13 protein-coding genes are annotated in these 18654 nt (G+C 63.6%); 2 read left to right on the top strand and 11 right to left on the bottom strand.

Features of this window, described 5'->3' with window-relative positions; genetic code table 11:
• Window positions 1-3: 3 nt before the first annotated feature.
• Window positions 4-1071 (top strand): acyltransferase family protein, encoded by a 1068-nt coding sequence (locus AC3EGR_RS20765; RefSeq protein WP_488548424.1) that lies wholly within the window; start codon window positions 4-6, stop codon window positions 1069-1071.
• Window positions 1072-1197: 126 nt separating this feature from the next.
• Here AC3EGR_RS20765 and AC3EGR_RS20770 read toward each other — a convergent pair whose 3' ends face one another.
• The 3 genes from AC3EGR_RS20770 to AC3EGR_RS20780 form a co-directional block, all read right to left on the bottom strand.
• Window positions 1198-2430, bottom strand: coding sequence for a glycosyltransferase family 4 protein (locus AC3EGR_RS20770; protein WP_488548425.1), 1233 nt, complete (start codon window positions 2428-2430; stop codon window positions 1198-1200).
• 215 nt (window positions 2431-2645) lie between these two features.
• On the bottom strand, window positions 2646-3743 hold the full coding sequence (locus AC3EGR_RS20775; RefSeq protein WP_488548426.1) for a glycosyltransferase family 4 protein: 1098 nt from the start codon (window positions 3741-3743) through the stop codon (window positions 2646-2648).
• A 208-nt stretch (window positions 3744-3951) separates the two neighbouring features.
• Window positions 3952-5466, bottom strand: a complete 1515-nt coding sequence (locus tag AC3EGR_RS20780) for an O-antigen ligase family protein (protein ID WP_488548427.1) — start codon at window positions 5464-5466, stop codon at window positions 3952-3954.
• Between the two features lie 151 nt (window positions 5467-5617).
• Here AC3EGR_RS20780 and AC3EGR_RS20785 point away from each other — a divergent pair, with 151 nt between their 5' ends.
• Entirely contained in the window at window positions 5618-6982 is a 1365-nt protein-coding gene (locus AC3EGR_RS20785; RefSeq protein ID WP_488548428.1) for an oligosaccharide flippase family protein, read from the top strand.
• 206 nt (window positions 6983-7188) lie between these two features.
• Here AC3EGR_RS20785 and xrtD read toward each other — a convergent pair whose 3' ends face one another.
• The 8 genes from xrtD to epsA are packed head-to-tail and all read right to left on the bottom strand — an operon-like array spanning window position 7189 to window position 18507.
• Window positions 7189-8862, bottom strand: a complete 1674-nt coding sequence (xrtD, locus tag AC3EGR_RS20790) for a VPLPA-CTERM-specific exosortase XrtD (RefSeq protein WP_488548429.1) — start codon at window positions 8860-8862, stop codon at window positions 7189-7191.
• Window positions 8859-10046, bottom strand: a complete 1188-nt coding sequence (locus AC3EGR_RS20795) for a glycosyltransferase family 2 protein (RefSeq protein ID WP_488548430.1) — start codon at window positions 10044-10046, stop codon at window positions 8859-8861. Before AC3EGR_RS20795 ends, xrtD begins: the two co-directional genes overlap by 4 nt.
• Entirely contained in the window at window positions 10043-11245 is a 1203-nt protein-coding gene (locus tag AC3EGR_RS20800; protein ID WP_488548431.1) for a glycosyltransferase, read from the bottom strand. The genes AC3EGR_RS20795 and AC3EGR_RS20800 overlap by 4 nt, the downstream gene beginning before the upstream one ends.
• Window positions 11246-11253: 8 nt before the next feature.
• The gene (locus AC3EGR_RS20805; RefSeq protein WP_488548432.1) at window positions 11254-13428 is read right to left on the bottom strand and encodes an NAD-dependent epimerase/dehydratase family protein; all 2175 of its coding nucleotides are present in this window, start codon (window positions 13426-13428) and stop codon (window positions 11254-11256) included.
• 8 nt (window positions 13429-13436) lie between these two features.
• Window positions 13437-14468: a glycosyltransferase family 2 protein gene (locus tag AC3EGR_RS20810; RefSeq protein ID WP_488548433.1), complete on the bottom strand. Its 1032-nt coding sequence runs from the start codon at window positions 14466-14468 to the stop codon at window positions 13437-13439.
• A 1-nt stretch (window position 14469) separates the two neighbouring features.
• Window positions 14470-15294, bottom strand: a complete 825-nt coding sequence (locus tag AC3EGR_RS20815; RefSeq protein ID WP_488548434.1) for an ExeA family protein — start codon at window positions 15292-15294, stop codon at window positions 14470-14472.
• A gap of 7 nt (window positions 15295-15301) precedes the next feature.
• Window positions 15302-17692, bottom strand: a complete 2391-nt coding sequence (locus AC3EGR_RS20820) for a tetratricopeptide repeat protein (RefSeq protein WP_488548435.1) — start codon at window positions 17690-17692, stop codon at window positions 15302-15304.
• A gap of 11 nt (window positions 17693-17703) precedes the next feature.
• Window positions 17704-18507: an XrtB/PEP-CTERM-associated transcriptional regulator EpsA gene (epsA, locus tag AC3EGR_RS20825; protein ID WP_488548436.1), complete on the bottom strand. Its 804-nt coding sequence runs from the start codon at window positions 18505-18507 to the stop codon at window positions 17704-17706.
• Between the last annotated feature and the right edge of the window lie 147 nt (window positions 18508-18654).

Genomic DNA, 18654 nt, shown 5'->3' on the forward strand with positions numbered 1-18654 from the left:
GAAATGTCGAAGACAAGCCGGGCGCGGTTTACCTTCATCGATTCGTTGCGCGGCCTCGCAGCCCTGTCCGTGGTCATGTTTCACGCGCACGCCGGCGGACATCTTTCGGCCTTGAGCGCAGCGGTCCCGGGACTCGCCGCAGTGCTGTCGCATGGCGATCTCGGGGTCCAAGTCTTCTTCGTTCTCAGCGGCTTCGTCATCGCGCATTCTGTTGCGGGCAGAAAAGTCGATCGTGCGTTTATCTGCCGATTCATCCTGCGGCGTTCCGTTCGCCTCGATCTCCCTTATTGGGCCTCTATGGCCGTCGTGGTCGGCTTCGGTCTGCTCTCGGCTAACCTTGTTCCCGGCAAGTTCTACCAGGCGCCTTCAGCAGAAGTTATTGCCGGGCATGTGGCATATATGCCGATCCTGCTGGGCCAGCCACTGATCAACTCTGTGTATTGGACACTCTGTCTGGAGGTCCAGTTCTACCTTGTATTTGTGGCGATGATGTGGCTCGCCGGGCGACTTTGTCATGTGGTTAACCAACGGACGGCTTTTGCGGCCATCTTTGTTCCTACTCTGCTATTCGCCGATCTGTGGCCGCTGGGTATGGGGCCGCTGAACATACCCGGGCTGTTTCTTGGCCACTGGTTCTTCTTTCTGACCGGCGTTTGTGTTTGGTGGGCGCTGCTGACCCCGTCTGCCCCCGCAAAGTTCGTGCTAACTGCGCACGCAGGGGCATTGCTTGTAGCGGGCGAGATGCAAGTCAACCCAGCCTTCTTGGTGGCGGCTCTTACCGGCGCAGCGATTTTCGTGGCAGGATGGAATGGCAAGCTGGGACACTGGCTAGATGCACCTCCCTTGCTCCTCCTGGGTAGTATGTCGTACAGCCTCTACCTAATCCACAACCCTGTTACGGGCGCAATGTTCCGCCTCGGCCTCGGCATCACCAATCATTCTCTGGTCTCTGAACTGGCGTGGTGGCTCGCCGCGACTGTTGCGTGCGTGGCGTTCGCCGCGTTTTTCCACCGATTCGTGGAGGAACCGGCGCTTCGCCTCAGTCACCGAATACGTCTTGCGGCGCGTTGACCGTGCCATGCGTTTGCTCAGGCGAGCAACCTTGTATATGAAAACGCGATGAGCGGTGCTTATTGCAACCCGTTCTACGGCGTGACCTGGAGGATGTACCAACTTCACCGCGATGCCGTCGAGGTCTCACGACGGCGGTAGCGCACGGACGATTTCTTCGTAATCGTCAAGAGTCTTCCAATCGGCCTCCAACGTGGACATCATTCTGTCGATGGCCGCAGGGTAGCTCTTTGTAGCGTCGAAGAACTGCTCGCGAAGGGGAACGCAAGCGTCACGCAGACGCTCGAACTCCTCTCTGTCGGTCGCGAGCCGCACAATCGCGTCGATGTAGCTGTCAATGTTTTCGGCAACGGCTTCGGCAATCGCGGGACCGAGAACAGGCAAGGCGTTGCTGACCCTGCTGGTGATGATAGGCCGCTGACAAATCACCGCCTCGGCACAAACAAGCGGTAAGCCCTCGCAAAAGTTTCCCCGGGTGGGAACAACGATTGCATGGCATGTGCCATACACCTCTAGCAGACGAGCGCGATCGAGCCTGCCGTGAATGCGGATCACATCGCCAAGTCCGCTCTGCCGCACGTCAGCACGCAACTGATCCAGCGCGCTGCCGTCACCGCAGATTTCCCAACGCACCAACCCAGGTAGCCGCCGTTCGAGGCCAGCAGCCATCGCGGTGATGTCGAGGGCACCCTTATTCGCCTCGACTCGCCCGCTGAAGAGGACCCGGAAGGGCCGCGCGTTCCAGTCGGGAATAGCTTCCGGAAAACCTTCTTTGTGGAACTGGGCTCTCCATTCAAAAAACGGAACATCCACGCCCGCAAGTTCTGCAACTTGGCGGCCACACTCAGGCGAACATCCTGCCACGGCGAACACATGCCCCTTGAAGAACATCCCGTTGAGGTAGTCGAGAACTCCAGACCCGCGTCTAAGTCCCCTGAACCCCTGGGCCCACAACACATTGTGAAAATTGACGGCAACGGGTATGCCGAACAAGCGGAAGCCTAAAAGCGCAAAATAGTGCGCGGTACCAGAGTCGATCAGCGCCACCTCCGCGCCAAAAGTGCGCGCGCGAAATGCTAGTTGCCACCCGTACAGCACATTCCCAATGTGATAGCGAAGACCCCGTGCACCGCTGAAAGGTTTCGCACGCTGTTCAAGTCGAACGCCAGGATATTCGATGTCGTCGACCCGGGGGTTGTAGCCCACTGCTAACAGCTTGATCCGTCTGGCCTTGCACCAGTCCACCAGTTGATCAGAAAAGGGGAGGCTGGTTTCGCTCTTTATCCTATCGCCGACGAGATGCCGACGGTGCGCGGCCACCATATCTCCTGGTCCCAGTGCAGCAAACAACTTCTTCACGACTCGCTCCCCACGCCACCGCGTATTCGTTGATGCCAAGTTCGCAAGGCAATCACGCATTGTTAATTCGGCAGGTGGGTGTTGGTTAGCTCCATTGGCTCATGCCTCTCCGACTTACAAGATCGAGAGGCCATCGCACCACACTCGCCACGAAACAACGTTGGCACATCCTCTTGGTCACTGCAGCTCCGACCCTCGACGGAGGAATTGCGCGCCTAGTCTGCTTGACCGTCTCCGCCCCCATCCTTCTGCAGCGCGCGAATCAATCCCCTCTCGAAAGCCTGAGTACTTGCTTCCCAGGAATGCTGCTCCGCCACAAATCGAGCTGCGCGTGACAAGGTTCGCCAGGTAACGTCCTCCACTGAGCAGAGGTCGGTGATTGCTCGGCACATGGCCGCTGGGTCGTCAAAGGGGACCAGCACGCCACCCTTGTCGCGCACGAGCTCAGGCGCCGCGCCGGCAGGTGTGGCAATCACCGGGGTACCGCATGCCATGGACTCCAATAACGGCAAGCCAAATCCTTCTGATCGACTTCCGAAAAGCCACACATCACACTGCGCATACAGTTGAGGAATCAGTTCTTGCGGCGGACGCACATGGTACTCAGCCCACGCTGGCAACGTGACAGGACGCTCCGGCACACCGAAAGCAACTAAGCGGAGGTTCGGAAAAGTCTCACGCGCCAGCGTCGCCGCCCGCATGCACACATCACTTCCTTTGAAGTGCTCTTCAGAATAGATCATGCCAACAGTCGGCTGCAGAGATTTGCTGCGACTCGCTGCCCGAAAGTGCACAACGTCGACCCCGTTAGGCGCCAGGGTCACATCCGAGTCTCCGTACTCTGTCGCCATCACATCCACCAACCATCTGGACACTGTGATCTTGTGTAGTGGTAGGTGATATGTGGCGCGCACTCGTTCCTTTGGGAGGTAGTCGAAGACCTCATGCCCTTGGACGAAATACGCTTTGGCCCCCTTAGACGCTGGGAGATCAGCGACCCACTCGGCGGTTTCCCACCAAGTGGCAACGACCACATCTGCCGCTGGAAAGTGCTCCGCCATCGGTTTGCCGGATGTAGGCAACACGTCCCGAGCGACGTTGAGTCGGTCGAAGTGAGTCGCCGAATCGCGGGGAAAGCTTGGACGGGTTGGCTCTAACACCTTCATCAATCTTTGTGCAATCGTCGGATGTGGTGCAGGAGCATGTAAAACATGCACCTCATGCCCCCTGCGCTGCAGTTCGGCAGCGTGTATGGCGATAACACGAATGCCCCCATTTAGAGTCGGAAATGGCGTGACAATAGTGATTTTCATGGATGTGACACTGTGAGCATGCGGACTACGTGAGAGGGTTCCTTGAGACACACGTTGGCGTCAGGTACACGATCAGGTCATTACTTGAAGTCGGCGCTGAATCGAAGTGCCCGTTCAAGTCTCGGCCTAATTCCCGCATCCCCACTACAGCCCCGATACAGTCAGAGCGGTAACGGATCCACTCGCTCGATGATGCCAACGGTTCCAGCTACGGACGCGAGACGGCGGCTGTTCTCGCAAACGCCACGCCGGCCCCGAGGAAAGCCCAATATGTCCAGGGGATGAATGAAATGCTGCTGACCGTCGATATCGTCACGATCGTTCCGGCAAAGATGGAAATGAGCACTCTGGGCATCTCGATCCTCGTTGGCCACTGAGCAGCGAGGCGCATGCTCTCGGGAAGCGAGCCGATACCCCGCTGCTCTGCTGGCTTTCGCAGCAGGGCGTGACCGGCCCTTACGCAGCTCATGACCGACAAGAATGCCCCTCCGAACAGCGAAAGTCCGACGATCCCGGATGAAAGTGCAATCTCCACGTAGGAGTTTACGACGTCGACGATTCCTTGGCCCTGGACCAACCCCGCTCCTGCCAGTTCTCGCCTGAACGTATCCGACCCTAACCAAGGGGACTTTTGAAAGATGGCGACAGCGGCGGTGAAAAGTTGGGCACGGTAGTCGACGGTACTCTGGTCAACTTCCTTCAGTGCTGAGGGTGCGATTCGCAAATCCAGAACAAAAAAAGCAACCAGTGAAGCGACGGACGCAGCGAGCGCCAGCCTAAAGCGTACTGGTGTGGCCGCGGCCCAGTACAGCCCGATGGCAGCAGCGCAGCCCAGCCAAGGACCGCGTGACACAGTAGCAACGAGGCCTCCGAGGAGCAGCATCCCGCACATCAACTTACGCGTTCCGCTGATTTCGGAGCGCACGCCGAGGAAGCAAGCGTACGCAATCATCAGGACATACCCGAGCACGATGGGCTGTCCGGTGCTGGCACTCGCCCGCACGACCCCGCTGCGCTCGAGGTAGTTGCCCATACCAAGGTTGGGGCCCCAGTGTTCGATCATGGGTTTGAACAGCAGCCAACCGCGGGCGCCCTCAAAAACACCGATCGCGCCCAGAACGACGCCGCTCAGGCAAACGAGCGCCACCGCATCCCTCAGTTCGCGCCAGTTGGAAAGCGTTCGGCTTACCACAAAGTATGGAAGACCAATATCCAACAGCGCATACACGGCGTTTCGCAGTCCGTTTGTGAAGCTCTCGGCTCGCGCGAGCGACAAACTCACCTGCAAGACGACATATGCACACACTAGAAAATCGGCTAGCCCTGTCCCGCGGACGCGCCGCGCTCGGAGCGCCGCCGGGAGCAGCGGTACGAGTAGCACGAGCACGAGGAGGCGCGGCGGATCGAGAGACAGCAGGAAGTTGGCGAGCCCAAACCCCGGCACATCCGCGGCACTCGGGGGCACCAGGTACAAGAGTGCAAAGAACAGCGCACAACTGCCCGCCTCAAACCTCCTGGCCCACAGGAGGATAAAAAACGCAAGCAGTGCATAAATCCAGAAATTGGAGGCCAAGAAAGCGGAAGAGAGCAGCGCAAGGATGACGTTGCGCCTGCGTACATATGCGCCTTGAGGCATTAACGGCTCGAAGGATCGTCGCAGCGCCGCGAGCACTGTTGCACAAAGCACGAAAACGACGACGAAGGCGCGCAAATGTTCAGGCATTTCGACAAGATTGGTTCGATGGAGCCATTGAGCCGCTGTCCGGCACCGGAGACACTTCGCCTTTGGCGTTCGCTAGAGAGCCCCGTTCGCCTCTCCACCCAGTCATGCAGGTCCTGCGTGACGCGCAGCAGAATAACCGATCCTAATTTGGATGAACGCGCCAGCCGCATCACTTACGCCGCGCGCCATCACGCATGCCGCAGTGCTCACGTTCGGCACGCACCTGGCAAGCCAGGCGATTCGGATGTTGAGCAACCTCGCTCTCACCCGCTTGCTGGCCCCTGATGCATTCGGCGTCATGTTGATTGCCACCGCTGTCTGGGCGGGGCTGACGCTTCTGTCGGATTTCGGTTTCAGGCAAGTGGTGGTTCGCAGCGAGAATGCGCATCTACCGGAATTCCTGAACACGCTATGGACCCTGCAGCTCCTGCAGGGCGCCATCATTGCGGCTCTCCTTCTTGTCGGCGCGGGCGGACTCGCTCTCGCCGCCGCCCGCGGCTGGGTGCCAGCAGCGAGTACCTTGGCGAACGCCGAACTCCCTGGGACGATTGCCGGCCTCTCGATCGCGGCGCTACTTTCGTCAGCACAATCCACCAACCTCGATTTGGCCGGCCGCAGACTGGACCTCTTCCGAGTAACGCTGATTGAAATCGGGTCCCAGGTCTTGGCTCTTGTTGTTACGCTGTGGAGCGCGAGCCAGCACGGGAGCGTTGTCTCTTTGGTATTGGGCGCATGCGTGGCCGCGGGGATGCGGTCTGCCGCCAGCCACTTGTTCCTTCCCGGCCCTCGGAACTGGTTCGCATACTCTGCACCGGCCGCACGTGAGATTTTCGGCTTCGGCCGTTGGATCGTACTCACTTCCTGCGCTGGATTCCTTGTAAGCAACGGCGACCGTCTCATTCTCGGCGCGCTGCTTGGTCCCACGCAGATGGGCCATTACGCCGTTGCAGCGCTGCTGGTGCTGGCGGCGCACGATCTCGTATCCAAGCTGGTATCCCGCATCGCTTATCCTGCACTGAGCGCGGCGTACACGGTGGGTCCGTCTGAGTTCCGCCATGCTTATACGCGCGCGCGCACCTGGGTGGACCTCGCCTGTCTGCTCGCCGCCGGCATTCTCCTGACATGTGGCGACCTCCTCGTCCACCTTCTTTACGACGACCGCTATGCGGACGCCGGAACCTACTTCCGCCTGCTGGGAATAAGCCTCATCGGCATCCGCTATCGCGTACTCTCGCAAGTCTTCATGGTGATCGGTCGGCCCCGCCTGATGCTTTACGAGCAGGCGTCGCACATCGTGGCGCTGCTTGCTGGCTGCCTTGGCGGGTATCAAGTGGCCGGAGCGGTCGGTGCGGTAGCCGGCGTCTCGATCAGCTACCTGGCCGGTCAATTTTGGAATGCTGCGGTGGCGCAAAAGACCCTTGGCATCCTGGACTTGCGACTTGAGCTCCGCAGCGTCGGGGTTCTGGTCATATCACTCGCCGTTGGTGCGCTCGCCAGGCTGATGATCACGGGGTGAACCTTCGCTCGCGATTGGACGGTTGACCATTTCAGCCCGACGAGTATTGACGGGCACGGTCCAGCAGTCTAGAGCACCAATGTCGTACAAGGCGGAACTGTAGTGTGAAGGGCTGTGCCTTGTGAATGCCACGGCAGCGTGCTGGCGGGCCTCGCGGATCGCTAGCCGTGCTTACGACGCTGCCGCCACGCGGCGACCCGTCTCTGCTATCCCGGAATGAATCTCGGCAACTGCGGGGCCGCGGCCCGCACGAACGACTGAATCCTATCGTCTGCCGCCTGCGCCGACTCATTCGGCAGGATGGCTGTAACGGCCCGGACAAGCGCACCATCCGTACGCTGACGGGTGATGGAGTCCAGCAACAGGTACCACTTCATCTCGTACTCGTCGACGATGTGTCGCCCACGCTGATCAAACCAGTAGTACACCAACGCACGCTGCCCCTCCTTGTCGATGACGACACGCACGGCCTGCATGGCAGCAGTGGTCCCGCCGACCGGGAACTCGACACGCCGGATGTCCGAGATCACCCAGCCGCCGCCCGGAATGCAAACCTGCGGCGAATGCGGTGACACTCCCTTTCGCTGGCTCGCGTAGTAAGCGGCATAGAAGTTCACCCGCGCCCCGGAGTCACTGACGTAATCCGCCAGCACATAGTCGCTGAAGCCGAGCGCGCGCTCCACGTCGGGAGACAAGGACGCTTCGGAGGCGCGCCAGGACGCCAACTCCGTCGGGAAGATGCGCAGGCTAGCGCGCTCCGGCAGGACCTCCTCTCGCCCGCTGACCACCAGAGCCACTCCAAAACAAACGAGCACCACTGTGAGCGCTGGCACCAGAGGCGCCATCCGCGGAGCACGGTTCGCCCGGCTCGGCGCTACGGGCTGAACCTCCGGGAACTGCTGCACATCGATCAACGACCGGCGCAGCGTATACCGTTCGATCAACCAGATCTCCAGCAGCAACACCGCCTGGCACACGAGGAAGATCACCCAGCCTTCGAAGGCATGCAGGAAACCCTCCGCCATCCCATTGCCCCAGCGCTCCACGAGGATGCCGACGATCGCGATCCGCACGCTGTTGGTGACAACGGTGACGGGTACCGTCGACAGCATGATCAGCACGCGCCACCGCATCGCCGCCGGATACATGTACGCCATCAGGAAGCCGACGCTCAGCAGCGGGTACAGGTAACGCAAGCCGCTGCAAGCCTCCACCACCTGCAGCATGTAGCTTCCCAGGTCGATGACATTGCCTTCCCTGAAGACCGAATAGCCCAGTGCGCGCAGCACGCCCACACCGAGCTCCGAGGAGATGAGTTGCAGCCGCCACGACAGCTGCGAGTCGATGAAGTACGGCAGCGGGATGCAGAAGAGCAGCAGCGCGATCGGAAGCGCCGTCACACGCAGCAGCGAGCGGCCACCGTAAGCGAGCACCAGTCCGGCCAGGCCGACCAGGTAACCTAGTTGGATGACCAGGAAGATCGCCGTGAACTCGCCCGCGAGCAGCATCAGCCCGCTCGCAAGCATCAGTCGCCAGCCCCAGGGCGACGGATCGCCGCGGCTTTGCTTCAGGGCGTCGCGACGCTGCCAGAGCAGCCAGAGCGAAATCAGCGGGATGAAGAAGCCGTGGCTGTACTCCTCCTGGTGGTACCAGCGGTGCACCAGTTCGGCGAGACCGCCGGAGAAGGCCAGCGTGAGCACCAGCAATCCGACGAGGAAAAGCACGTCCTGCCGGCGGCCGAATCGACGTGCCGACGATGATGCTTGCGCGTCCTCGTTGACTTGGCGTGCGGGCTCCTTCGGCACGTGTGCGGTGCCTGCAGTTGCCGTCCCCTGGCTTGTCGATCGCTCATGGGACGGCGCGGAGACGAGGTCGTTCAAAGCCCCCTGTGCGTACGAGTCCACTCGGTTTCCCGTCCTTTCACGAAACTCAGATACAGCGGCAGCTTGCGCGCCATGTAGACCGGGCCGCTCAGCAACTCGGTAAGACTCACCCAGTCGCGCCCCACCGCGCTCCAGCCCAGGAGGATCGCGCCGGTGAATGCGGCCAGTGATGCGAGGAAGACCGCTGCGACATTGGCAGCCGGCAGGGGCGAGACACCCAGGATCAGCGCGACGCAGCCATACCCCGCCAGCGCCGTCGCGAACAAGGCGAGCGGCGGCACCGTCATGTCGAGCACGAGTGCCAGAAGCGCCGGATTGCGACCGAGCAGGGCCTTGGCGAACATCCGCGGCCCGAGCGACAGGATGGTGTCGATGTGCCCGTGTTCCCAGCGGCGGCGCTGCGACTGCTCGCCGGCGGCGTTTTCCGGGAACACGCTTTCCACTTCCGCGTGCGCGCACAGCACGGGCGCATGGCCCGCGGCCGCGAACCGCAGCCCCAGCTGCAGGTCTTCCACGATGCTGCCGGTGGCGAAGCTCACGTCCTGGAGCAAGGCCCACGGGAAGGCCATGCCGCTGCCGTACAGATGGCACGGCAGGCCCAGGCGCGCAAGACCGCGGGGACGCACCGAATTCTTGAACGCCCAGGCGAAGGCCGCCATGCGCATGCGAAGGCCCGCCCCGGCGGGCACGGACATCAGGAAGAGGGCCTGCACGGGCCGCAGGCAGGCTGCTGCCTGGGCTGCCAGGGTGTCGAAGGCACCTTCGCTCGCCCGGCAATCCGCGTCGAACATCACCACCACGTCCGGCGGGTTCGTGGTCGCCAGATGGGCGATGCCATGGGCGAGCGCATAGCCCTTCGCGCGCAGGCACTCGTCCTGCCGCTCGATCACTTCCGCGCCCGCCGCCCGTGCCCGGTCCGCCGTGTCGTCACTGCAGTTGTCGGCCACGACGAGCAGGCGCCCGCCCTGCCCCAGCTGGCGCAAGGCCGTGCGCACGGTGTCCTCGATGACCAGTCCCTCGTCGTGCGCGGGAATGAGCACCACGTACGAGACGGGCGCTCCGCTGGACACCTTCGGCCTCCGCGGCAGCAGGCTCGCCAGCGTTTCGACCAGCAGCAGCAAGGCCATGGCGCACAACACCACGCCCGGCACCAGCAGGATGATCAGGGCAAGTGAGGTCATGCGGGGACTCCAAACAGCTGTACCAGGCGACGTGCCTCGGTATCGACGCAATGCCGCACGAGGACGCGCTCGCGCGCTGCCTCGCCCATGGAACGCAGGGTCGCATCGTCTGCCTGCAGCAGCTCGGCGAGGGCACTGACCAGGGATTCGCAGTCACCGGCTGGAACGAGCCAGCCTTCCCGCCCATGGCGCACAAGCTCCGGGATTCCGGCGATGCTCGTGGTGAGAACAGGGCGGCCCAAGGCCATCGCCTCCATCAAGACGACTGGCAGGCCTTCGGCGAAACTTGGTAGCACCAGCGCGCGTGCCTGCTCCAACTCACGACGAACCTGTTCTGCGTTGATCCATCCAGTCATCCGCACGTACGGCTTCAGGCCATGTGCGGCGATGTAGGACTCGATTTGAGGGCGAAGCTCACCGTCCCCCGCGAGCACGAGCTGCACATTCGCGCCGCGGTCGACGAGGTCTCTCACCGCCTGCAGGAGCAGAAGCTGCCCTTTTTGTTCGCATAACCTTCCGACGCAGACGATCTGCGGCGCCTGGACAGGTGGGGGCGCGGACGCCGGATGGAAAGTGCGATCGAGCCCGCAGTGCACTACACGCACCTTTGCCCATTGATCCTGGTCAATCCAGCGAAAGAGCTGGCTGCGGCCGAACGAGCTGATCGCGACGACGAACTTGGCGCGCTCGATTTTCTCCTTCAGGTGCAATCCTGCCGGGTTGTCGAATTCTTCCGGTCCGTGCACGGTGAAGGAGTACGCAGGGCCGCCAAGCGCACGGGCCAGCATCGCGATCTCCGCGGAGTTCGTGCCGAAATGCGCATGCAGGTGCTGCACCTCACGACTGCGCGCAATCCGTACCAGCTTGCAGGCTTGTGCCAGGTACGCCAGGTGGTACGGCCACGATCGCGGAGACATCCAGGTCATCCGGCTCGCGATCCGCAGTGCCGAGATGAACCTGTTCGGCGTAGTGAGGATGGCCAGGATCAACGGTTGTATGAGGCCCAGGATGCCGTCGCGCAGCAGGTACTCCGTGTTTTCGCGTTCGGCCTGATCGTCCGGATCTACGACCGCGTCGTTCCATCCTCGGAGAGCCACGCGTACCACCTCGACACCCGCCCGCTCCAGGGCGAGTATTTCCCTTCGGATGAAGGTATGGCTCACCTTCGGATACCCATTGATCAGGTAGGCAACGCGCATGTTCGCCTCTACTCCAGGTACCAGTCCACCGACGCGTGCACGCCTTCGCGCACGATGCGCTCGCGGTCGCCTGCCGGGCGCCACCCAAGGTGTTCGCGGCTTGACCGGCTGTCGTAGGAGGAGAGGTGGGCCCGACACGCCCAGTCGTGATAGCTCACCTGCCGACGATTGGGATGGCGGATGATCTGCTTCACGGTCTGCTTGGCCAGGTCACGCACGAAGTGCGTGAGCACGGGCGTCGCACGCACGGCAATGTTCGTGCGTGCACGCTCGGAAACGGCATGGACGTAGTCGCGCGCCGACAGCAGGGGCTCGTCGGTGAGCAGGAAGGTCTGCCCCTCCAGGCCCGGTCTCTCGGCCGCCAAGGCGAGGGCAGTGGCGACGTCCTTCACGAGCACGAAAGGTAAAGGGTTGTCGCCGCGGCCCCAGAGCTCGACGTGAGTGTCGCTGTGGAACATGCCCACACCCCAGTGCGCCGGCGGCGCGCCTTTGCCGATGACGATTCCAGGACGCAGGATCACCACGGGTAGGTTCCGCTCCGCGTGCATCGCGAGGAGCAACGCTTCACAGGCCGCCTTCGAGCGGGCGTAGAGATTTCTGCTCGCCAGGCGAGGGTCCAGCGGAGTGTCAGCGTCGATCTTGCTTCCCGCATCAGCCGACGCATAGGAATCCACCGTGCCCGTGTAGATGAATCTCTCGACGTTGGCATGCAAGGCCGCCTCCGCGAGCACGCGCGTCGGTTCGACGTCATTGCGCACGTAGTCGGACCATCTCTCCCCTGCTGATTTGGCAAGGTGGTACACCACGCTCACCCCGGCAACTGCACGCTCAGCCACGTTTGCGTCGCCGTGCGAGCCGACGATGAATTCGACTGGCAGCTGGCCCATTTCGGCAGCGGCAGCGCTCACCCCACGCGTGAGGACACGGACACGCCACCCACGCGCCACGAGCTCTCGAACGACTTCCTTGCCAATGAATCCGGTCCCGCCGACCACCAGTGCCGTCTTCTTGGCTGGTGCATTTGCGAGAGCCGGTACCGGAAGCGACGCAGAACGTACTGAGTCACTGCACCCAGTTCGAATCTGCGAGCGCACGCCGCTGCGCTCGATGGCCATTTCGCAGGCACGAATCACCTGCGCCCCGAAGGCTCCGTCGATCCTCTTGTCGACCTGCCCGGGAGCGCCGAAGTAGAAAGCCTTCACAGATCTGAAGATGCTTTCGCGATAGGGATCCGCAAGCGGAGTCTTGCGCAGCGTGCCGGCAAGTGCCTTCACTGCATTTGCTGCGGTCTGGGACGCGACGCTTGACGCACCGAGAACACCGTGCCACAGATTGTCGAGCGCGGCATTGCTCTTGATGACGCGTTCCAGTCGGCACGTGTCCCGCTGGAAGTCGAAGGTACCGACACCGGCCAAACCGCGTACCGTTACCCTGCGCAGGGACTCCCCTGGCGTGAGCGCGAGGTTCAGGGTGAATCCTGCACCGGACGCCGTTCCGGCAATCGTCCAGCGCCTCCACACCGTCGCACCCGTCGGAAGCAGCAGCGGGTTCGCCGCAATGGCAGAGATTTCGTCGACTTCGCCGAGCAGGTCGCAGGCAAATGCTGCCAGGTGCGGCCCGATCTCCAGCAGAAGGTTCCCGGGGTCGCGGAGCATCCAGCTATCGAACGGCCCGAACTTCAGCTGCGGAAGAGGACACAGCCAGTCAACCGCCACGTGATCGACTCTGCCCAGATCGCCCCCTTGCACGGCAGTTCGCAATCGCTCGTAGCCAGGAAGGAAGAGAAAGTTGTGACCTACGCCCAGACGCAGATTGGAGCGAGAGGCAATTGCAGCCAGGTCCTGGCACTCGGCTTGGGTGAGTGCCATCGGCTTTTCCACGAGCGCGTGGATTCCCGCGTCGAGCAGACGCCGCGTGGCGTCGAAATGCATGTGAGGAGGAAGCAGGACATGCACCGCGTCACAGCCGCTCTCAATGAGCTCTTCGATGTTCTGGCACGCATGCGGAATCGCGAATCCATTTGCGGCCTCTCGGGCGCGGCCCAGCGTCGCGTCGCACACAGCGTGAGCCACCACGCCGGGCGTGGCCGCGACGGCCTTTGCGTGCGCATGAAGAATGTACCCTGCCCCGAGGAAGCCCACTTTCTCCACGCTTCCCGGCGAGGTCTTGCGCTTGCTTTGCATTTCGAGAGTCACTTGTATTCAATCAGCCGGTACTGGCCCCGGACGAGATTCATGGAGAAGCGCCCCAGACCGATCGCCTGGGCAAACTTCGTGAGGACGAGGTGACGCGCATAGAGCCGCGCATCCGATGGCGAGTCACCTCTGCTGCGACGGAATCGGTACACGCGCGTTGCGAGCAACCCGAACGCACAGGCAGCCAAGCCAATCGAGGCCGCCTTGGTCCAGGGAGCCAGAAGTGCAGCCATCAGTGGGACTGCTGCACCCCAGAACAAGGCGCTGCGCAGGTCTCGCCTGCAATCACGGGTTGGCCCTCTTCCGTTCAACAACGCCCTGTGTCCGATGGCATGTCCGCTGCGGACCGATCTCCGCCACCACTGCGAGAAAGTGGTCATGTCGGCGTCGTGTATTGCCATCTCGATCGGCAACTTGGTGACGGTGTAGCCGGCCACGGAGCACCGGACGCCGAATTCTGAATCTTCGCCGGCGATCATCTGCGGGTTGAATCCGCCCAACTTCCGAAAAGCGTCCGCTCGCACCAGCATGATTCCGCCGAGCGCACCGAAATTCTGGAGATCCCCGGACGGCGAAGCCCACTCGAGGGCGCAGAGCCGGTTGTAGACGGAGGCATGGGAGCGACGCTCCGTAAGGTGCCCGATGACAACGGCACGGCTCGGCTCGCGAGCGGCTTCCACTGCCGTCGCAAGCCACTCCTGCGACATTGTGCAATCCCCGTCAATGAACTGAACGCTGCGCAGGGAAGGAACTTGCTGGAGCAGCCATGCGAAGCCTTCGTTGCGAGCGCGGCCCGCTGAGAAAGGAAGGCGCGGGTCGAGCTCACACACGGGCACGCCATGTTCGCCTGCGATGGCGATACTTCGATCTGTGGAGCCTGAGTCGACATACACGACAGGTAGGCCACTTGCGATGACGGAGCGCAGGCAGTCAGGAAGTCGCCTGGCTTCATTGCGGCCAATAACGACGATGCCTGTTTCCGGCTGGACACCGGCAGCGCCGGATATTGGTTGGCTGGCCATTTCCATCTCACGCCTCCCTCGCCAGCACGCCGTACTCGCGCCGATCCTGCAGCACTTCGTCGACCGTCATCAGGTTGACGGTCCTGGATTCCGTGCCGAAGGCATATACCAACGCCGTGTCGCACAGGATGTTGATGCTGCGCGGAACGCCCCGCGTGACCTCGGAGATGCGCACCAGGGCCTTCGCGGAGAAGAGCTCCTCCTCCCGGCCGGCGACCTTCAGCCGGTGCTGCACGTACAGCGCCACTTCGGGGCCGCTCAGGGGCGGGATGAAGTAGTCGACCGCCACGCGCTGCGCGAACTGCGTGAGCTCCGGCCGGTTGAGCAGCTCGCGCAATTGCGGCTGGCCGACCAGGATGACCTGCAGCAGCTGGTCCTTGTCGGCGTTGATGTTCGACAGCATGCGCAGCGACTCCAGTGCGCTGGCACTGAGGTTCTGCGCCTCGTCCACGATCAGCACGCAGCGCCGCCCGGCGGCGTACTCCGCCACCAGGAACTGCTGGAAGGCGTCGTAGCGCTCGACCGGCGCAAGCCCCTTGTAGGGCTGGCCGAAGGCGAGCATCACCCATTCCATCAGGTCCGCGATGTCGCGGTGCGTGTTGGACACGAGCCCCACGGTGAGGTCCTCGCCGACCGAGTTGAGCAGCTGGCGGATCAGCGTGGTCTTGCCGCAGCCGATCTCGCCGCAGACGACGGAAAAGCCCGCGCGGTTCTGGATGCCGTATTCGAGCATCGCGTACGCGAGCGTGTGCCGCTTGCTCATGTAGAGGAACTCGGGGTCGGGCTGGATGGAGAAAGGCTTCTCCCGCAGCCCGAAGAATGCTTCGTACATCGCTGCGTCAGAGCCCTTGCAGCGCGCGGCGGGCGTCGTCCGCCTGCGCGAACGGCGAGGTGTTCGAGAGCTCCACGGCCTTCTCCAGCGCCAGCCGGGCACCCTTGGTGTCCTTGAGTGCGAGCTGGTTCATGCCCTGGTGGTAGTGGATGACGGCCAGCCCGGGTTCGTCCTTGGCCGCGGACTTGAGCAGGTCGCCCGCTTCCTGTGGCTTGCCCACGCGGTACGCGGCCCACCCGAGCGTGTCTCGGAACTGCGGGATGGGGGAGGCGCGGAAGCGCTGGGCCAGCTGGTAGGCGCGCTGCTGGTTCTTGGCGTCCGTGCTGTCGGCGAGCAGGCTCGCAAGGTTGTTCGCGACCACGACCGCGTTGGGGCGCTCGGCAAGCAGCGCCTCGTACATCTGCGTGGCTTCCGCAGCGTTGCCGCCCGCCTCCACGAGGCTGGCGCGGGTGAGGCGAAGGCCGAAGTCCTTGGGCGCCGACTTGAGCCCCCGCTCGATCGCCGCCATCGCGCCCGCGGCGTTCTTGTCGGCCATCTGCACGGCGGCCAGCCCCTGGTAGGCCAGGACCTGGCTCGGGTCGATCTCGATGGCCTTTTCGTAGGCCTGCTTCGCGCCGTTGCGGTCACCGGTCTGCGCCAGCAGCTGCGCGTGCAGCATGCGCGCTTCCGCATTGTTCGGCGAGCTGGCCACCACGGACTGCATGAAGGACACGGCCTCGCGCGTCTTGCCGGCGGCGACGTAGGAACGTACCAGGGCGGCCATCGGCTGGACGTCGCCCGACGAGGCGTCGTACGCCCGCTTGAAGGAGGCGATGCTGTTGTCGAAGTCGCGGCGGGCGGACTGCACCGCGCCGCGAATCTGGTTGCTGGTCACGGCACTCGCATCGGAGCGAGCCACCTCGTCGGCCACACCTTGCGCGGCGGCCAGGTCGCCGAGGCGCAGGTAGGCCTGCGCCAGCAGGCGCTGCGCCGGGGCGTGGTCGGGCGCGGCCCGCAGCACGTCCTTCAGCACCGGCGGCACCTGGTTGGTGCGGCCGATCTTCATCAGGTATTCCGCGTACGGCATGCCGAACTGCGGCGCACTGCGGCCGGCCTGGGCGGCGCGGGCGTAGTGCGTGGTGGCCAGGTCGTTCAGGCCCTGCAGCTCGTGGGCACGTGCGAGCAGCAGGTGCGTGCGCGCGGACTCCGGCACGTCGCGCAGGATGGTGCGCAGGTCGCCGACCGCGTCGTCGAGCCGGCCGGCGTCGATCGCCAGGCTGGCGCGCAGCAGCAGGCCCTGCTCGTTGCGCGCGTCCTTGGCCAGCATCTCGTCGACCAGGGGCTTCGCCGCGGGCTTGTCGCCGCGCGAGATGAAGTACGCCGCCAGGTCGCCCCGGGCGCGGACGCCTTCTGGCGCGTCCTTCGCATCGGCGATCACTTCGCGCCACAAGGCCTCGGCCGCCTTGTCCTGCTTCTGTTGCAGGCGCACGTTGGCCAGCGCCAGCTTCAAGTCGAACTCTTTCGGAGATGCCGCGACCATGCGCTCGATCTCCTTGCCGGTGGCATCCAGCCCCCGCACCGAGCGCAGGAAGCGCACGAACTCCATCTTCGCCTCGAGGTTCTTCGGGTTCGCCGCCAGGATGCCGCGGTGCTCCGCCTCGGCCTTGTCCGGCTGGTTGTGCGCGAGGTAGAACCTGGCGAGCATGTAGCGGTAGGCGTTGTTCTCGGGGTAGAGGGTGACCAGCTTGCGGAACACCTCCTCCGCCTTGTCCTTCTGCGCCAGCCGCTCCAGCGCCTGCACCTTGATCAGTTGCAGGCCCAGGTTGCGCTCGTCCGCCTCCAGCCCCTTGTCCAGGAAGCCCACGGCGCCCGCAGCGTCACCGGCCTGCAGGCGCTCGGAGGCCAGCACCACCAGGGCGTCGTTGTGGCGCGCGTCCTTCTGCAAGGCCTGGTTCGCCAGCTCCACGGCCGTCTTGCTGTCCTGCATCTTCAGGAACACGGCGGCGCGGAAGGCGAGCACGTCGGCGTTGTCGGCCTGCAGGCCCAGCGCGATGTCGCTGCTCTGGAGCGCCTTGTCCAACTGGCCGGACGCCAGCAGCAGCTTGCCCAGCTTGACCCGCGCCTGCAGGTGCTTGGGATCGAGGTCGACGGCCTTGTTCAGGAGCCCGTACGCCCGCGGCCATTCGCGGGTGCGCTCCGCAATGTCGACCATGCCCATGATGGCGGGCACCGCGTTGGGGTTGATCTGCAGCGCGTTCTGGAACTCCAGGCGTGCCTTGACGACGTCGCCCTTCTGCAGGAGGGATTCGCCGCGCTTGCTGTAAGCGGCGACCTTGTCCTCCGGGGAGGAGCAGCCGGCCAGGATGACGAGGCAGGCGGCGCCGACAAATGCCGTGAGGCGCGTGGTGTTGGTGGACATCCGGATCTCCGTCAAGCGTGGGCGCCGAGTTGTCCGACCGCCTGCGCGCGGTTCAGGACGTCCATCTTCTTGTAGATGCGGCGCATGTGGTTCTTCACCGTGAAGGTGCTCAGGTTCATGATCGAGGCGATCTCGGAGTTGGTCTTGCCGGCGCGCACCCAGTGCATCACCTCGCGCTCGCGCGCGCTCAGGGGCTGCTGGGGTTCGCCCGCGCGGCTCTCGTGGTAGGGCTCGGGGGCGGCGGAGAAGGTGCTGACGGGTGCAGGCACGGGCCGGGCCGCCGGCGCGACGGCTTGCCGGAAGCCCGAGTCGATGGAGGGCAGCAGCAGCCGCAGCAGGTCCTTCGCGCGCTCGTGCTGCAGCGACGCCGGCCCGACGAAGACGTACAGGCAGTCGTACTCGCCGCGGCAGTCCTTCAGGCCGTGGGCCAGCGCCACGCGGCTGCGCGCCGTGGGAGGGAACAGCGGCTTGTTGTCGATGCGCAGGTCCGAGGCGGCCATCGCCACGGGCAACTGCCGGTTGGTCGTCCAGCGGTCGAACAGGCCGACCAGCAGGCCGCGCACGTCGGAGTCGTTCAGGGGCAGGCCCTTGCAATCGCTGCCGCAGGGCACGAAGTCCCAGGAGATCGCACCCTGCTGGAAGTCGCCCCAGGCGACCATCACCACGTCGTGCGGGATGAAGTCCTGGATCTCGCCCTGCAGCCATGCGTCGAGGGCGGACCGGCTGCGCACCGCGCACGAGGCCTGCACCACGGACAGCAGCGCGTTCGCCTGCTGCGCCGCCATCTCATGCGCCATCACTGCTTCGTCGTCCATGTGTCCTGCCTTGTTTGTTCGCATCCGGGCCCGTCGTCACGGGATGGGCCCCTCCACGCGAGGGTCGCAATGATCCACTTCCAACCTCTTCGTTTCCATCACGCATTTGCAGCAAGGGATTTCGCTCGCCTTGCATGCGGCGCGCAC

The sequence above is a fragment of the Ramlibacter sp. G4-7 genome (genome assembly GCF_057784995.1).